General features: G+C 46.2%; 15 protein-coding genes. 4 read left to right on the top strand and 11 right to left on the bottom strand.

Features of this window, described 5'->3' with window-relative positions; all coding sequences use genetic code 11:
- Positions 1-2: 2 nt before the first annotated feature.
- From R3D00_01870 to rho, 5 genes are all read right to left on the bottom strand, one after another.
- Positions 3-998, bottom strand: coding sequence for an SDR family oxidoreductase (locus R3D00_01870; protein ID MEZ4771898.1), 996 nt, complete (start codon positions 996-998; stop codon positions 3-5).
- A gap of 68 nt (positions 999-1,066) precedes the next feature.
- Positions 1,067-1,708, bottom strand: a complete 642-nt coding sequence (locus R3D00_01875) for an acetyltransferase (protein ID MEZ4771899.1) — start codon at positions 1,706-1,708, stop codon at positions 1,067-1,069.
- Entirely contained in the window at positions 1,705-2,952 is a 1,248-nt protein-coding gene (locus R3D00_01880) for a hypothetical protein (protein ID MEZ4771900.1), read from the bottom strand. The genes R3D00_01875 and R3D00_01880 overlap by 4 nt, the downstream gene beginning before the upstream one ends.
- Positions 2,949-3,944, bottom strand: a complete 996-nt coding sequence (locus tag R3D00_01885) for a sulfotransferase (GenBank protein ID MEZ4771901.1) — start codon at positions 3,942-3,944, stop codon at positions 2,949-2,951. Before R3D00_01885 ends, R3D00_01880 begins: the two co-directional genes overlap by 4 nt.
- Before the next feature lie 159 nt (positions 3,945-4,103).
- Positions 4,104-6,047: a transcription termination factor Rho gene (rho, locus tag R3D00_01890; GenBank protein MEZ4771902.1), complete on the bottom strand. Its 1,944-nt coding sequence runs from the start codon at positions 6,045-6,047 to the stop codon at positions 4,104-4,106.
- Between the two features lie 276 nt (positions 6,048-6,323).
- Here rho and serS point away from each other — a divergent pair, with 276 nt between their 5' ends.
- Complete coding sequence (serS, locus tag R3D00_01895) at positions 6,324-7,598, top strand: serine--tRNA ligase (protein ID MEZ4771903.1); 1,275 nt, start codon at positions 6,324-6,326, stop codon at positions 7,596-7,598.
- A gap of 57 nt (positions 7,599-7,655) precedes the next feature.
- Here the strand turns inward: serS and R3D00_01900 are convergent, their stop codons facing one another.
- The gene (locus tag R3D00_01900; GenBank protein MEZ4771904.1) at positions 7,656-8,840 is read right to left on the bottom strand and encodes a phosphoglycerate kinase; all 1,185 of its coding nucleotides are present in this window, start codon (positions 8,838-8,840) and stop codon (positions 7,656-7,658) included.
- Positions 8,841-8,975: 135 nt separating this feature from the next.
- Here R3D00_01900 and R3D00_01905 point away from each other — a divergent pair, with 135 nt between their 5' ends.
- The gene (locus R3D00_01905; GenBank protein ID MEZ4771905.1) at positions 8,976-9,329 is read left to right on the top strand and encodes a carboxymuconolactone decarboxylase family protein; all 354 of its coding nucleotides are present in this window, start codon (positions 8,976-8,978) and stop codon (positions 9,327-9,329) included.
- A gap of 10 nt (positions 9,330-9,339) precedes the next feature.
- Here R3D00_01905 and R3D00_01910 read toward each other — a convergent pair whose 3' ends face one another.
- Complete coding sequence (locus tag R3D00_01910) at positions 9,340-9,846, bottom strand: hypothetical protein (GenBank protein MEZ4771906.1); 507 nt, start codon at positions 9,844-9,846, stop codon at positions 9,340-9,342.
- Between the two features lie 139 nt (positions 9,847-9,985).
- On the opposite strand from R3D00_01910, the gene R3D00_01915 reads away from it, so the two are divergent.
- Complete coding sequence (locus R3D00_01915) at positions 9,986-12,874, top strand: TonB-dependent receptor (GenBank protein MEZ4771907.1); 2,889 nt, start codon at positions 9,986-9,988, stop codon at positions 12,872-12,874.
- Positions 12,875-12,878: 4 nt separating this feature from the next.
- Here R3D00_01915 and R3D00_01920 read toward each other — a convergent pair whose 3' ends face one another.
- Together R3D00_01920 and R3D00_01925 are read right to left on the bottom strand one after the other, a co-directional pair.
- The gene (locus R3D00_01920; GenBank protein ID MEZ4771908.1) at positions 12,879-13,358 is read right to left on the bottom strand and encodes a low molecular weight protein-tyrosine-phosphatase; all 480 of its coding nucleotides are present in this window, start codon (positions 13,356-13,358) and stop codon (positions 12,879-12,881) included.
- Between the two features lie 110 nt (positions 13,359-13,468).
- Positions 13,469-13,966 carry a DinB family protein gene (locus R3D00_01925; GenBank protein MEZ4771909.1) on the bottom strand — a complete coding sequence of 166 codons (498 nt, stop codon included), beginning with the start codon at positions 13,964-13,966 and terminating at the stop codon, positions 13,469-13,471.
- Positions 13,967-14,065: 99 nt separating this feature from the next.
- On the opposite strand from R3D00_01925, the gene R3D00_01930 reads away from it, so the two are divergent.
- The gene (locus tag R3D00_01930) at positions 14,066-14,647 is read left to right on the top strand and encodes a sigma-70 family RNA polymerase sigma factor (protein ID MEZ4771910.1); all 582 of its coding nucleotides are present in this window, start codon (positions 14,066-14,068) and stop codon (positions 14,645-14,647) included.
- A gap of 53 nt (positions 14,648-14,700) precedes the next feature.
- On the opposite strand, the gene R3D00_01935 is transcribed toward R3D00_01930, so the two are convergent.
- Together R3D00_01935 and R3D00_01940 are read right to left on the bottom strand one after the other, a co-directional pair.
- Entirely contained in the window at positions 14,701-15,687 is a 987-nt protein-coding gene (locus R3D00_01935; GenBank protein ID MEZ4771911.1) for an NAD(P)H-quinone oxidoreductase, read from the bottom strand.
- Entirely contained in the window at positions 15,684-16,055 is a 372-nt protein-coding gene (locus R3D00_01940) for a hypothetical protein (GenBank protein ID MEZ4771912.1), read from the bottom strand. The genes R3D00_01935 and R3D00_01940 overlap by 4 nt, the downstream gene beginning before the upstream one ends.
- Between the last annotated feature and the right edge of the window lie 12 nt (positions 16,056-16,067).

Raw genomic sequence — 16,067 nt, forward strand, 5'->3', positions numbered from 1 at the left:
GGTTATTTTAAATGAATTTTTTGCATCAGCTTGACATTGAAATATTTAGGGTTTTCAAGCGGCTGAGGCAGAAGACCATTGTCAAAAGCAATTTTTAGATCTCTGACGGCATCGTCAATGGTATGTTTGGCTTCAAAGCCGATTTCCTCTTTGATCTTCTGTGAAGACACGTGATAAGATCTGTGATCGTCGGTAGGGGAGGTGATGACATTGACCTGAGGGCCTACTACTTTTTTAACGATTTCGGCCAGCTCGGCTACCGGGTGATTTTCGTATCCTGCATTGTAAATCTTTCCGGCAATTTTTTCATCGGGAAGCTCAAGCAGCATACAATACAAATCGGTCATATCCTCAATATGGATATTCGGACGTTTTTGCTCTCCGCCAAAAACGGTAATCTCGCCTTTATTGATTGCGAGGTTGGTGAGAATATTTACCACCAGGTCAAGTCGCTGGCGGGGAGAATAACCACAGACAGTGGAAGGCCGGATCGTAATCGTGGTGAAATCGTCGGACTGGTATTTTGCGAGGATATCTTCGCACATCGCCTTAAACTTTGAGTAGTCAGTCAACGGCTCCAGTGTCATTTCTTCCGTCACATTTGGCTCATCCTTAATGCCATAAACACTGGATGACGACGCGTAGATAAACCGCTTCACACCGGCTTCCCTGGAAATCTGAACCATCGGCTCAAATGCGTCGAGGTTAATGGATTTTCCCAGTTCCGGATTCAGGTCGAAGCTCGGATCATTGGAAATGCAGGCCAGGTGAATGACCGCATCATGTCCGGGGATTGTTTTGCGGAGGATTGCCTGATCCCGGATATCACCTGTAACTTTGGTGAGTCTTGGATGATCCGCAAGGACGTCTTCGCCGTAGATCATCAGGTCGAGAACGGTAACTGAGTAACCCCTGCGGAGGAGTTTGGGTACCAATACGGCACCTACATATCCGGCACCGCCTGTGATGAATATGTTCTGAAGTTTGTTTTTGCTCATTTTACAAAAAACATTCGGTTATTACTGACCCGCGAATTTACAGCAATTGCGGGGAAATTGAAATATAATCACGTAACCTTCAGCAGTTTTGCAGGGACCCCTGCCCATATCTCTCCTGCCGGTACTTTTTTTAACACTACAGATCCTGCGCCGATGTATGCGCCTTCTCCGACTTCTGCATCCGGAAGAAATATGGCCCCCGTTCCCACAAATACATCCCGCCTGATGATTACCCGCCCGCTTGTGTGCACGCCGGGTGAAATGACTACCCCATCTTCAATCTCATTGTCATGGTCAATGGTCGCTCCCGTGAGAATATTGACAGCGTTGCCGATTACACTTCCCGTAACGATAACTGCGCCGGGTGAAACTACAACGCCCTCTCCCATCCTTACGTCTGAATCTATATGTGCGGTTGGGTGGATGGTATTAATAAGCTTCAAGCCAAGCGATTTGATCTTTTGCCCTACTTCACGGCGAAATTGATTGTGTGCAAAAGCTGCAATTCCTCCTTCTATATTGTATTTGACCATTAATTCAGGCAAATCAATCATTCCCCCTAATACTTCTTTGTCTCTGATTTTCACGCCTTTTTTTGCCGGATCGTCATCCAGAAAGCCAACCACATGGTATTTTTTTTCTGCCTCGACAATTTCAAGCACTACTTTTGCCTGGCCTTTGGGGTTTGCGCCTACGATGACGATGTTCATGACTGGATAAGTCTTTGATATAATTGTGTGATACGTGGGATATGCCTGCTGAGTGAAAGTTCCCGGCGATATTTATCTACATTTTTTTGCAATTGTTCGTAATCCAGGCTGCGAAGTTTTTCGCCCAAATCGGGTATATCACTTTTGGAAACGGCCACGCCTGAATTTTTTCGCATCACAATCCACCATTGATAAAAAATGTCGCGGGAAATAATCACAGGTATGCCTGCTTCGAGAAAATTAAACATCTTAAGGGAGGTCGCATATTTCATTTTGTCTTCCTTCAGATCGCTGTCTTCTGCAAAAAACGGAAGGATACCAAAATGATACTTTGCCAGTTCTTGCGTCAGTGCATCGTTGTCAACGGGTTTGTGCATGTGGAAAAATGGGTTTTTAGCTGCAATCCCGTAGTATTCTTCATAGTCTGGTGGGAGTGTGGAAGGGCTTGGATACACATGGAAGTGAATTCCCTGCCGGCTCAGTGATTCGATCAAATGGTGAAACTGCAATATACCAAACTGCCTTCTGTCCCGGTGTGAACCGGCAAGTCCGCCTGCATATACCACATGTATCCCATCTTTCAACGTTTTGCCTTCCTGCGGCATCAGGCTGTCGTCATCGCAAAAGAGCGGGAAAAACATCGTTTGCGGGCGTTTTTTTATGCCATATTTTAAATACCCGGCACGCGGTTCGAGGCTTTGTCCAATAACCCAATCAGCTTCTGTGAGACAGTCTTTTTCATAGACCAATTCTTTTTTTGCCCATGCATAAGGGGGGGTAAGTCCGTGATACGTGACCACTACGTCCTGCATGTCCAGAATAAAAGGTTTATGGGTAAATTTTCGCCCGATTTCGGGATAAAAACATTTGGGAGCGAATGCGTGGATGACGTCAATATGCCCGATATTTTGGAGGACAGATTTTAGATGCCAGGCATTGCGGTATGTAAATTCACGGCTGAAATGCCCGCCTGCAAATTCCGGTACGTAACCATCCTGATGGCAGACAAGTACTACTTCGAATGCAGGATTTCTCCCCACCCATTTGGCCATACGACCGGCTCTGGCAGGAATAAGTTCACAGAGATAGACGATGATTTTCCGATCCTGTTTTTTTTCAGGAGAATGGCGCCACAGATTTCTTATCTGGAAGAGCAAAAAATCAAAAGCAGAACTCACCACCAGGCCCATTTTCCTGCGGATTTTTATCATAAGAATTTTGGCGGAAGCGATCCGGTTGCTCATAGGGCCAGAATATTTTTTTCGTTGAGCGACTGTGTGATAAAATCGTAGTCCGGGCGGAAATTTTCTATAGTTTGATTGATCGTCGCCAATTCCTGATCAGAGAGATGTTTTTTCCACTTTTTGAGTGGATCTCCGGAAGTGGAGGTATTGATAACCTTTAGCCCGGATGTTTTGATTTTTTCTGAATGGTTGTGATGTGCGGGATTGAGATCAAGAAAGTCGAATAATTTTCCCAGCACTTCTGATTGCCGATTGACCAGATCTTCGTAGCTGATAATTCGCACCGAATCTTCAGGAAGTGAAAGCAGATCGCGAAGTCCTAATGCATTCAGGCGAATCCACATTTCCGGTATCACAGAAAAATCGCCCGGGTAACAACGATCTGGAATCACGCCCTCCGGCGTAATATCTTCAGAAAATCGGGTATAACAGCCTTTGGGATCCTGTGGGATATAGTTGATCCTTTTCAGTAATTCGTATTCCCTGTCAAAAAACACCTTTGTACTGGCGCAGTGCCCTTCAATGGATCGAATGATCAGGACAATTTTGGACTGAGGGAAAAGCGTGTGGATGTAGCGAAGTTTGTTGGTAAGATGCGGCGATTTATTGACGGGAATGAGGTGATCCCAGTCGTAGGAAAACGCCCCTGACCCAAACCGGAAAAGATTGCTCACCCGCATGAGATACCGGCGTCCCGATTTTGCATCGGCAATAAACCGGTCAAAATAATGCGCCATATTGGTGGCTGCGGAGAAAGATGCATGCGATTCGTCGCGGTGCATACAATAGCCTACACATGGTGCTTCACCTATCGCTGACCAGATATCGTTGAGCTCCATTCCGATCTTGAGAAGCTGCGGGTGCTGGCTGATTTTATCGACCAGCAGCGAAGTTCCGCTGCGCATGCAGCCGGCAATAAATAGCGGTGCGGGGAAAACCTTGGGAGGAATTTCCGTTTCGAGCCGTAAGAACTTTCGCAGGGATTCATTCATGCCGCTTAGATTCGACTGCGAAATTACAAAAATTCAATTTAACTGTTTACAGAAACCTGTTTTTGGAAAGATAGATTACGGATATATCCTTCCCTTAAATAAAACAAGCCATCCCGAATCTTCAGGATGGCTTGCAGGTTTTTGTATATGAACCGGAAATTATCCGTTCATGGAAAGCAGGAACTCGTCGTTGTCCTGCGTATTATTCATTCTTTCTCTGAGGAATTCCATTCCTTCGATCGGGTTCATGTCAGCCATGAACTTGCGCAGTACCCAGATGCGGTTGATGTCTCCCGGATCCATGAGCAGGTCTTCGCGGCGTGTACCCGAGCCCGTAACATCGATAGCGGGGTAGATACGGCGGTTGGAGAGTTTCCGGTCGAGCAGAAGCTCCATATTGCCGGTTCCCTTAAATTCTTCAAAGATTACCTCATCCATTTTGCTGCCGGTTTCGATAAGGGCAGTGGCGAGAATTGTCAGCGAACCACCGTGTTCGATATTCCTTGCAGCCCCGAAAAAGCGTTTAGGTTTGTGAAGCGCATTTGCATCCACACCACCGGAAAGAATTTTACCAGAAGCGGGCATACACGTATTGTGAGCTCTTGCAAGACGCGTAATAGAGTCAAGTAAAATGACAACATCATGTCCGCACTCTACCATGCGTTTCGCTTTTTCAAGAACAATGGTAGCAACCTGAACGTGTCGGTCGGCAGGCTCATCAAAAGTAGATGCGATTACCTCCGCATTTACGTTGCGGGCCATATCGGTAACCTCCTCCGGGCGTTCATCAATCAGCAGAATGATGAGATATGCTTCTGGGTGATTGGCAGCGATAGCGTTGGCGATTTTTTGGAGGAGAACCGTTTTACCTGTTTTAGGCTGGGCTACGATAAGTCCCCGCTGGCCTTTACCTATGGGTGAAAAGAGGTCGATAATGCGGAGGGACAAATCTTTTTCTTTTCTCTCGGAAGAAAGTTTAAATCTTTCATCAGGGAAAAGTGGGGTAAGGTGATCGAAATAAATGCGGTCTCTGACCTCTTCGGGGGTGCGACCATTGATAGTCTCAACCTTCAGGAGCGCAAAATACCGCTCCCCATCCTTAGGCGGGCGAATTTGCCCGAAAACAGTGTCGCCGGTTTTGAGGCCAAACAGTTTGATCTGGGAAGGAGAAACGTAAATATCGTCAGGTGATGGGAGGTAATTGTATTCAGAAGAGCGGAGGAATCCGTATCCTTCAGGAATTACTTCCAGCACACCCTGGTTGCTGATTACACCATCGAGGTTGGGCATTGCAAGTGCCGGATCCTGGGCGACGGGCTGAGATTGCGATCTGTCGCGGTCACGGTCTCTGTCGCGGTCGTTGTCGCGGTTCCGGTCTCTGTTGTCGCGGTCATTGTCGCGATTTCTTTCTCTGTCGCGGTCATTGTCGCGGTTCCGGTCTCTGTCGCGATCATTGTCGCGATTTCTTTCATTGTCGCGATTCCGGTCTCTTTCCTGTCTTACCGGAGCTTGACTATCGGGACCGTTTCTATCATTATCATTGCGCGAAGGCACACGCTTGCGGCGATTGCGTTGCTTGCGGTCATTGTCATCATCCTGCCGCTGTTGGCGGTTTTCAGGCGTTTCGTTTGATTCATTTTCAGAATCTTCATTCTCCTCGTCACCATTTTCCATGGATTCCGGGGTGGATATTTCCATTACCGGTACCTGCTCATTGGGTACTTCGGGTTCTTCTTCAGCAGGTTCGTCGTCAGTTTTTTTGGATCGGCTTGTACGCTTGCGTGGGGCCGGTTTTTCTTCGGGCTTCTCTTCCGGCTTTTCCTGTGTTTTGCGGCGGCTATTTTTGGGGCGTGATTCCGCTTCGCTATCTTCGGGGGTCTCCGTTTCTTCTGTAACGGATTCTTTTACCGGTTCAGCAACTTTGTTTTTACTGCCTTCTTTGAGTCCTTTTAACTGATCTGGCGGCATAAGTGCCTGCTTATCCAGAATCTTAAAGATCAGATCCTGTTTGGCAAGCTTGTCGATGTCCTCAATTTTCAGTTTCTTCGCAATGTCCTTCAACGCCGGGAGGTCGTTGTTGTTCAGCTCGATAATATCGTACATATATTGATTGTGGTTGTTTCAAGAAATCTCTTGAATCATTTGGGTGGAGATAATGTGATGTGGATGACTGTGAGATGTGCCTGACTCTTCAGAGATAATCAGTAAAAGGAAAGCACATGTATAGGAAATGGAACTTGGATTGAATTAACCCGACAAAGGTACATAATCTAATTGCAGTTTCCAAAAAATTATCCGCAATCATTTGCGAATAAGTGATAAGTTTTCGTACGAATCTGCATAGGTTTTTGTTATTTCGCTGCAAACTATTTCAAAATTATGCTTGAAATTCAGAAAATCCGGACAGAGCCAGAGAACCTGATAGCCGGACTGGAAAAGAAAAACATAGCGGATGCCGCTGAAAAAATCGGAAAACTGCTGGAGCTCGACAGTGTGCGCAGGCAGACAGTGACCGAGCTGGAACAACTGCGAAATCTGATCAATCATTCCTCCAAATCCATCGGTAACCTGATGAAAGAGGGAAAAAAAGAAGAAGCTGAATCTCTTAAGGTGGAACTTGCCAGCGCAAAAGATAAGATAAAGGAACTGGAGCAACAGCAGGTTTCTGTTGAAGATGAAACCTATCAGTTGCTGGTGACGCTTCCCAATATTCCACATGAATCTGTGCCAAAAGGTAAGTCTGCCGATGATAATGTTGTGGTTGGAGGAAATAATAAACAAATCACCTTCGATTTTCCCGCCAAACCTCATTGGGAACTTGCCCGTGATCATGATATTATTGATTGGGAACTGGGGGTAAAACTTACCGGCGCAGGCTTCCCTGTTTACAAAGGAAAAGGTGCAGCATTACAGCGCGCACTTATTACTTTTTTCCTCGACACCGCCCGTGACGCGGGTTATACTGAAATCATGCCTCCGTTGATGGTCAATGAGGCTTCGGGTTTTGCAACCGGGCAGCTTCCCGACAAAGATGGCCAGATGTATTTTGTCGAAAGAGATGGCTTTTACCTTATCCCTACGGCTGAGGTGCCTATCACCAATCTGTACCGCAACGATATCGTAAACGGCGAAGATCTCCCAATTAAAAATTGTGGGTATACTCCCTGTTTCCGCCGTGAAGCCGGATCTTATGGAAAAGATGTAAAAGGCCTCAACCGCCTCCATCAGTTTGACAAAGTGGAAATCGTACAGATTACCCTTCCTGAAAACTCCTATGACACGCTGGAAGTGATGACCCGGCATTCTGAAGGTCTGCTCGAAGCATTGGGGCTTCCCTGGCACCGGCTGCTGCTCTGTTCCGGTGATATGAGTTTCACTTCTGCCAAAACCTATGACCTCGAAGTCTATAGCGCCGGACAGGGACGATGGCTGGAGGTAAGCTCTGTCAGCAACTTTGAAACCTATCAGACCAATCGCCTCAAACTTCGCTACCGCGACGAGAATAAAAAACCTCAGCTGGCGCATTCGCTTAATGGCAGTGCGTTGGCTTTGCCCCGTATTTTGGCGGCTTTGCTGGAAAACAATCAGCAGGCAGACGGCAGTATAGTTGTTCCGGAAGTATTGCGCAAATACACCGGATTTGATCGTATATAAACAAAAAGAGTGGGCCTGCACCGGCAGACCCACTCATCATTTTATTGCCACCGAAGACTATCCCAGTGCTGCAATACCTGGCAGTACTTTGCCTTCGAGATACTCAAGCAGTGCACCACCTCCGGTAGAAACATAGGAAACCTGATCTTCCAGACCTGCTTTGGCAATTGCCGCAGCCGAATCCCCACCACCAATCAGAGAAAAGGAGCCATTTTGTGTAGCCTTTACTACTGCTTCAGCTACAGCCATTGTGCCTTTGGCAAATTTTTCCATTTCAAATACTCCCATGGGACCATTCCAAAGGATGATTTTGGACTGAAGGATTGTATCGTAATAGTATTCAAATGTCTGTGGGCCAATATCTAGTCCCATCATGTCATCAGGGAAATCTTCATTTCTTACTACAGCGATCTTTCCGTCTTCGCCAAAAACGTCTGATACTACAGAGTCAACCGGTGTGAGGATTTTCACATTTTTCGCAGCTGCTTTTTTGAGCAGAGAGGCGGCTGTGATGATTTTATCCTCTTCCAACAGCGATTTTCCTACCTTAAAACCTTTGGCGCGGAGGAAAGTAAATGCCATGCCGCCACCGATCAACAGATAATCCACACGGTCCAGCAGGTTTTCGATGATAAGGATTTTGTCAGAAACCTTGGCTCCGCCCATAATCGCGCAAACCGGCCGTTCTTCACTGTTCAGGACTTTGTCTGCATTGACAATTTCCTTTTGCAGAAGCATACCGCAATAGGTCTCTTCGAAGAATTTTGCCACGATAGTTGTACTCGCATGTGCGCGGTGTGCCGTACCAAAAGCATCATTCACATAAAAGTCTCCGTGGTGGGAGAGCTTTTCTGAAAAATCTTCGTCTCCGGCAGTTTCTGCCTTGTAAAAACGAAGGTTTTCAAGCAGTAAAATCTGGCCGGGTTTCAGGTTGGCGCTCATCTCAAATGCAGATTCACCGATACAGTCATCTGCGAATAAAACCTCTGCATTTACGTGTTTTTTCAACGCATTAATCGTATGACGAAGGCTGTATTTATCCTCCGGTGCATCTTTTGGACGACCCAGATGAGACATCAGTACGGCAGAGCCGCCCTGATCCAGAATATACTGTATAGTAGGTACTGCTTCGCTGATGCGGCGGTCATCAGTTACCTCAAATGATTTGTCAAGGGGTACATTAAAATCCACGCGGATCAAAGCGCGTCTGCCGTTAATATTGGCCTGGTCTAAATATTTCATAAGTCTTAATGTTAGAGCCGCAAAATTAGGAAATTTTTATTAAGGAATAGTTAAATGTGATTTATATTCAAGTCTTTTTGTCCCCTCAACCATTACCCATTAACAATTACCAATTAACCATTAACAATTATCCGCATGTCCCAGGTAAAAGAATTTAATGAATTTCGCGAAAAGATGAACGCCCGCATCCTCGCATCGGACTCCAAAATCATCAAACGCATTTACAACCTCGATACCAATACTTACCAGGAAGGTGCCCTGAATGTAAAGACCAAAGAACTGATCGGTCTCTCTGCATCCATGGTATTGCGGTGTGATGACTGTGTCAGATATCATATTCAGTCTTCACTGGAAGCCGGGGCGACGGAACAAGAACTCATGGAAGTGTTCGAAATTTCCTTGTTGGTAGGAGGAACCATCGTGATTCCGCATTTGCGGCGGGCGATTTCTTTTATGGATGAATTGCTGGAAAAACCCGCGGAAGGATAATAGGTTTGCCTTATTCGTCCTCTGTCCACTGGTTGTCAACGGTAACCAGGATTTCATCGATGAGGGCAGGTTCGTTGACCAGGAGAAAACCTTTAAGTGGGAATTCTTTCCGTTGGGAACCGTGAATGCGCATGACCATTTCTTTTGTTTCCGGGTTGTAATGGCAGGTACGCCGGTCAAACGGATCCTGTGAGGTGAATTTTCTTGAGGGTTTGAATGTCGAAAAACTTTCCCGCAGGATTTTGCTGTAAACCTGTTTGCTGATCGAAGGGTTTCGCATGGAATAACTGAGCAGAACAGTCATGCTGTCTGTTTCCCTTATTTTTGCAAGCAGAAAATAACCCGGGTTTATTTCATACATGATATCATGAAAACCAGCCTGTGCAGGTGTTGTTCTCCGGATAGAATTTTTGCCAAACTTTTCTGTAAGTACATCTTCTTTCAAGCCCAGCTGAGCGCGGGCGGGCGGCAAAATAAGAACAAGGAGCATCAGGGAAAAAATATATCGAAAGGGCATAAAAAATAATTACCAGGTTTGAATATAGTCGCTGTGCAAATGGAAAACGAGCCAATGAAGGAATAATTATTTACACGGGAATAAGTGCCGATAAATGAATGTCTAATTTACATCCTTCACAAACTGAGACCTCAATTTTATGAAAAAGTATGGGTTGTTGTTTACTTTCCTCCTAAGTGGAATCCTGGCCTTTGGCCAGACTTTTGAGATTTCCGGGAAAATCCTGAATCCGGACCAGACGCCTTCTGTGGGTGCCAAAGTGGTACTCGAACAAGGTGGAGCAGGCCTGAGAGGGGCATTTGCCGGTCCCGATGGTGTGTTTACTCTGAAAATGGTAAAACCAGGTGATTATACGATAAAGATTTCCGCGCTTGGTTTTGGGGACTATACCCAGGCTGTGTCGGTGGTTGACAAGTCTCTTTCTCTGGATCCTGTGACGATGGAAGAGCGATCCTATAATATAGAAGAAGTTCAAATCGAAGGAGAGGTAGCCCAGGCTCAGCAAAAAGGCGATACCACACAGTTTAATGCCGGTGCATTCAAAACAAATCCCGACGCAAATGCAGAAGATCTGGTTCAGAAAATGCCGGGCATCAATATGTCCAATGGCAAAATTTCGGTTGGAGGAGAAGAAGTAAAGCAAGTATTGGTTGACGGGAAGGAATTTTTTGGTAGCGACCCTTCTGCAGCTCTGAGAAATCTTCCGGCTGAAGTCATCGCCAAAATCCAGGTATTTGACCAGCAAAGTGATCAGTCTCAGTTTACCGGTGTTGATGATGGCAATACGACCAAAACCATCAATATTATTACCCGCGAAAAAATGAGCAATGGCATATTTGGTAAAGTATATGGCGGGTATGGATACGATGGGGACTTTATTGAAAATGGCAGTCGTTATCAGGCCGGAGGAAATCTTAACTATTTCAACAAGGCCCGAAGGATTTCTGTTCTGGCGCAGTCCAATAATATCAATCAGCAGAATTTTTCCAATGATGACCTGCTGGGTGTATTAAGCTCCGGTGGCGGAGGACGCAGAGGCGGTGGTGGGGGTTTTGGCGGTGGCGGCTTTGGTGGGGGACGCGGCGGCGGCGATGCCGGCGATTTCCTTGTTTCACAGCAGGGAGGGATATCTACTACACATGCCTTCGGACTTAATTATTCCGACAATTGGGGCAAAAAAATGGAAGTCTCCGGTAGCTATTTCTTTAATCTGACCAATAACGACGCGCTGACCGATCTCAATCGCCAGTATGTCACAAGTACAGATACGGGACAGGTGTATCGGGAAAACAGCGAAAGCGGTACCCAAAATATCAACCACCGGCTGAATATGCGGATGAACTATAAGTTTACAGATAAAACTTCTCTGCTTATCCGCCCCAGACTTTCCATTCAGCAAAATGCCGGAGACGAGACTACTTTTGCAGGAACCTCTCTTTCTGACTATCTGCTCAATAGCTCGGCTTCAATTTTCTCCTCAGAACTGCTAGGGGTTGATTTCTCGAATATGTTCCTTTTTCGCCATCAGTTTGAAAAAAGGGGACGGACAATTTCGCTGAACGTGAGGAGCGGGTACAATGAAAACTCGGGTACCAATCAGTTGTTTTCTGCCCTGAACTATTTCACCGAGCCGGCATCTTTCGATACGCTGGATCAGAATTCAAGGCTTGACAAAAACAACTGGAATGTTTCTACCAATGTCATGTACACGGAGCCGGTTTCCGAAAAGGGGATGTTGCAGCTGAACTACTCATGGTCACCGGAATGGAACGACTCGGAGAAATCAACCTATGATTACGAGGATATGACGGGTGACTATTCCTCTCTGAATATCCCTCTATCCAATGTCTTCAATAGTACATACGCTGCGCACCAACTTGGAGCTGGTTATATGTTGCGTGGAAAAAAAGCTTTCTTTACTACCCGGCTCGCTGCACAATGGGCGGGCTTGGCAGGTGAGCAGGTACTGCCTTATTCAGATAATGTAAACCGTACTTTTTTCAATCTTTTGCCAACGGCTTTTTTCCGTCTCCGGCTGGAAGGGCAAAATAGCATTTTTGCTATGTATCGCACGAGTACCAGTCCGCCTTCCATCTCCCAGCTTCAGCAGGTAATTGATAACAGCAATCCGCTTCAGCTTCGTACGGGCAACCAGGATCTCGACCAAAGTTATCAGCACATGATGGTGTTTCGGTACAACAGTACCAATACCGAAAAATCAAGGGTATTTTTCTTTATGTTGAGCGGAAACTATACTCAGAATTATGTGGGAAACAGTACGTTTATCGCACGGCAGGATACGGTACTTTCAGAAGGAGTAGTGCTGCCAAGAGGCGCTCAGCTTATCAAACCGGTCAACCTCGATGGTAACTGGAGTTTGCGCTCATTCATTACCTACGGGATTCCTGTGAAGCTGATTAAATCCAACCTTAATTTTAACCTTTCCGGAGACTACCGCCGTACGCCGGGTATCATCAATGGTGCGCTGAATGAAACTTCTAATGCAACCGTGGGGTTGGGGGCAGTATTGAGCAGCAATATCAGTGAGAAACTGGATTTTACGCTCTCCTCCCAATCAAATCTCAGCAATGCCATAAATACCCTGCAGTCATCACTGAATACCAGGTATCTCAATCAGGTTTCTTCTGCCCGTGTGAATGTGATCGTTGGAAAAGGAATTGTCTTCAGAAGCACGGTTACCAATCAGTTGTACAGAGGGTTGAGTCAGGGGTTTGATCAGAATTTCTGGTTGTGGAATATGGGACTTGCAAAGAAGATGTTCAAAAACCAGCGGGGTGAGTTGCAACTATCTGTGTTTGATATGCTGAAACAAAACAACAGCATTCAGCGGACAGTCAGCGACGTCTATATCGAAGATTTACGCACAGCAGTATTGCAGCGATATGTCATGCTGACCTTCACTTACAATATCCGTGAATTTGTCAAGCCGGCAGATTCGCCCAATAACGCTGATCGCCCGGGTGGGCCCGGAGGCCCTGGCGGTCCCGAACCCTGGAGAAGAAATTGATGGGCTACAGGTTGTGCTCCTGCCGGATAAAGCTTAGCAGATTTTGGCAGGAGCGCTCCAACATTACAAATACCTCTTCAAAACTGCTTTTTCCACCATAATAAGGGTCAGGCACATCTGCTTCAGGCGCTTGTGGATCAAAATGCCGCATTTTGATAATCCGGGCCTTTTTTCCCGGTATTCGTGCAGCAAGCGTCTCCAAATCATAGAGATTGCTTTGATCCATAGGGATGATATAGTCAAAATCCTGAAAATCGCTATGCCTCACCTGTCTGGCTCTTGAGGGAAGATGGATTCCATGTTCTGCTGCGGTTGCCCGCATTCTGGCATCGGCTCTTTCTCCTGCATGCCAACCGCCAGTGCCACAAGAGTCAACCTTAATTTTTTCTGACAAACCGGCCTGTTCTACCAAATGTATAAACATTCCTTCGGCCATGGGAGAACGACAAATATTTCCCAAACAAACAAATAATACACGGATCATTGGCTCCTTACTAATTGTTACCCAACATATGCGTTCGTATTCACAAAAACATACTCAGGGCCAAATACCTAAATCTTTGGCCTAATAAAAAATCAATTATCAGATATTTATTATTCCGAAAATCTGGAGAAGGATACTATTTGTCTAAGGTGATGTTTCAGGTGAATGACGTAATCTTCCATCAGGCAATCCAGCGAAATTAATCCCCCTTCGGGTAAAGTTTGCGAATCCATCAGAGGATACAACAGTCTGATATTTTGTTTTTGCCGGGTTTCTTCGGGCAGAGATTTTATGAGCCGGCAAAGGTGTTGGTTGTATGATTTCCAGAACTGTATGAGCGCACGCCATTGAGTATTCTGGTAGGCATTTACGCGTACCCATTCATCCTGATTATAACCGGAAAGCTCGCAAAGCTGGCCATTACCACACAAAACAATGATTATGCGGTGATGGTTGTGGGTTGCCGAATCGATAAGATGACCGACGATCTCCCGGGGAGACCATTTTCCCGGCGCTGGTTTTTTTGCAGAGATTGAGTCGGGAATAAACCCCATCATTTCTCCTGCAGTCTCAATCAGCGCATCATATTCAGCTATATAGTTGGCCATAAGTGCAATTAAGCAAAAAACACGATATTGCGTTTGTCTTGAGTATGACAATATTTTTTTGTCTATTAGTATTTGTATTCACAACCTGAAATGATAACCATGAAAAACACAAGTTTAAGGGATTCCCTTGTGGAAAGGGATTGGCTGGCCGACATCTCCGTCGGCGGGCGCCGGGAAGAAAATGCACTCCGGCAGATTTATAACCGATGCTTCTTTCCTGTATTAAAAATGGTAAACCAGCGTGGCGGTAATGACGCGGATGGCGAAGATGTTTTCCAGGAGGCGTTGGTCGTCTTGTATGAAAAGGTGAAATCTGGCCAATTTGAACTCCATTCCCGCCTGATTTCCTATCTTCTGACGGTCTCTTCCCATATCTGGTCTAAAAAACTACGGAAACTGGGAAAGGAGACGTTTCCGGTCAATTGGAGCGAAGATATTCCTGCTTTGGCCGAAGTGGATTCATTCAGCGAGATTTGGGCGGAGGAAAATTCGGCGACCTTTTACCGATTGATGGATCAACTGAATGAAGATTGCCGGGCGGTGTTGATGGCAGCAATTTGGGAGAATCAGTCAATGAAAACCATCAGCCAGCAAATGGGCTACCAGAATGCACAGATTGCCAGAAATAAAAAATGCAGGTGTCTCGGATATCTGAGGAAGATATTCCGTAAGGGAGAATAGTTTATCCTTATTACTTTTTGCGAAAAAAAGGATGTAAGGTTTTAGCCTGTTGGTTAATGATTTGTTACGCGGAGCAAAATTTTGCCGGTATTTTGATTGGACTCCATGAAACGGTGCGCATCGCAGACTTCTTTCCAGTCAAAAATGCGGTCGATGACAGGGGTTAGTCTGCCGGATTCGAGTAAGGGCAGTGCGAAGTCTGAAAATGCACGGGTAAGGGCAATTTTATAATCCAATGGCCTGCTTCGGAGGGTTGAACCCATAATTTGAAGCCTTTTGCCCAGTATGGGTGCGAGGTTGATTTTTTCTGCGGAAGGGCCACCCATTAAAGCGAGCATGACCATTCGCCCGTCCATAGAGAGTGCGTTAAGGTTTTGCTGGAAATAGGGCGCCGCGAGGAAGTCCAGGATCACCTGTACGCCTAATCCGCCGGTAATCTCACGGATTACGGATTCGAAGTTTTCATTTTTATAATCGATGACTTTTTCTGCACCGAGTTTTATGCAGGCTGAGTGTTTGGATGTAGAAGCCGTAGCAAAAACCCTTGCGCCTTTTTCCCTGGCGATCTGAATGGCCGCCGTACCTACACCGCTTCCTCCGGCATGGATCAGCACCGACTCTCCCGACTGAAGATCAGCCAGCCAGTCCAAAGCCTGGAAGGCGGTAAGGAATACCTCCGGAATAGCTGCCGCTGAAATCAAATCTATATTCGGAGGTACAGGCATAGCCAGGTCCTGGTGAAGAACGACGTATTCTGCGTAGCCGCCACCTGCCAGCAATCCGCATACCAGATCGCCTTTCTTCCAATGAGTGGCATTTTTTCCCAGCGCAGCGACCGTGCCCGATATTTCGAGACCCGGGATCGTACTTGCGCCCGGAGGAGGGGGGTATTTTCCTTCCCGTTGCAGGATATCCGCCCGGTTGAGGGCAGTGGAAGTAACTTTTATGAGTATTTCAAAAGGGCCGGGAACAGGCGTTTCAAATTCCCCGAGTTGGAGGACATCCGGCCCGCCGAAGTGGTTGATCAGGATCGCTTTCATTCTTCCGAATCCGGATCATAGGGAACAAATACAAACTGACCGGTATCTTCAGTAATGACAAATACACAGGCCTTTTTGGTCGCGTCGCCGTAGGTGCGTTTAAACTGGCTGACCTTTTCAGACTGGATGAGGCCTTTTTTTACGAAATCTTCCAGGAAAGAAACGTTGAAAAACCAGTTGACATGTATGACATCGCGGTCAAATATCGGTTTGCCGATGTCCACATATTCCTGCGAAGCTACAAATACCGGGTAATCCGAAATTTCTTCCTCGATCACCCTTTGGGCAAGTGTATGCAGTGCTTTGCCCACAACAGCCATATCGTTGCGTATAGAATCCAGGATAAGTTCACCTGCTTCGTCTTGCATAGGTTTTATTAA

It is taken from the genome of Bacteroidia bacterium, assembly GCA_041391665.1.
GTDB lineage: Bacteria > Bacteroidota > Bacteroidia > J057 > J057 > JAGQVA01.

Coding starts and splice junctions, on each gene's coding strand:
- R3D00_01870 (MEZ4771898.1), bottom strand. CDS start 998: ATGAGCAAAAACAAACTTCAGAACATATTCATCACAGGCGGTGCCGGA.
- R3D00_01875 (MEZ4771899.1), bottom strand. CDS start 1,708: ATGAACATCGTCATCGTAGGCGCAAACCCCAAAGGCCAGGCAAAAGTA.
- R3D00_01880 (MEZ4771900.1), bottom strand. CDS start 2,952: ATGAGCAACCGGATCGCTTCCGCCAAAATTCTTATGATAAAAATCCGC.
- R3D00_01885 (MEZ4771901.1), bottom strand. CDS start 3,944: ATGAATGAATCCCTGCGAAAGTTCTTACGGCTCGAAACGGAAATTCCT.
- rho (MEZ4771902.1), bottom strand. CDS start 6,047: ATGTACGATATTATCGAGCTGAACAACAACGACCTCCCGGCGTTGAAG.
- serS (MEZ4771903.1), top strand. CDS start 6,324: ATGCTTGAAATTCAGAAAATCCGGACAGAGCCAGAGAACCTGATAGCC.
- R3D00_01900 (MEZ4771904.1), bottom strand. CDS start 8,840: ATGAAATATTTAGACCAGGCCAATATTAACGGCAGACGCGCTTTGATC.
- R3D00_01905 (MEZ4771905.1), top strand. CDS start 8,976: ATGTCCCAGGTAAAAGAATTTAATGAATTTCGCGAAAAGATGAACGCC.
- R3D00_01910 (MEZ4771906.1), bottom strand. CDS start 9,846: ATGCCCTTTCGATATATTTTTTCCCTGATGCTCCTTGTTCTTATTTTG.
- R3D00_01915 (MEZ4771907.1), top strand. CDS start 9,986: ATGAAAAAGTATGGGTTGTTGTTTACTTTCCTCCTAAGTGGAATCCTG.
- R3D00_01920 (MEZ4771908.1), bottom strand. CDS start 13,358: ATGATCCGTGTATTATTTGTTTGTTTGGGAAATATTTGTCGTTCTCCC.
- R3D00_01925 (MEZ4771909.1), bottom strand. CDS start 13,966: ATGGCCAACTATATAGCTGAATATGATGCGCTGATTGAGACTGCAGGA.
- R3D00_01930 (MEZ4771910.1), top strand. CDS start 14,066: ATGAAAAACACAAGTTTAAGGGATTCCCTTGTGGAAAGGGATTGGCTG.
- R3D00_01935 (MEZ4771911.1), bottom strand. CDS start 15,687: ATGAAAGCGATCCTGATCAACCACTTCGGCGGGCCGGATGTCCTCCAA.
- R3D00_01940 (MEZ4771912.1), bottom strand. CDS start 16,055: ATGCAAGACGAAGCAGGTGAACTTATCCTGGATTCTATACGCAACGAT.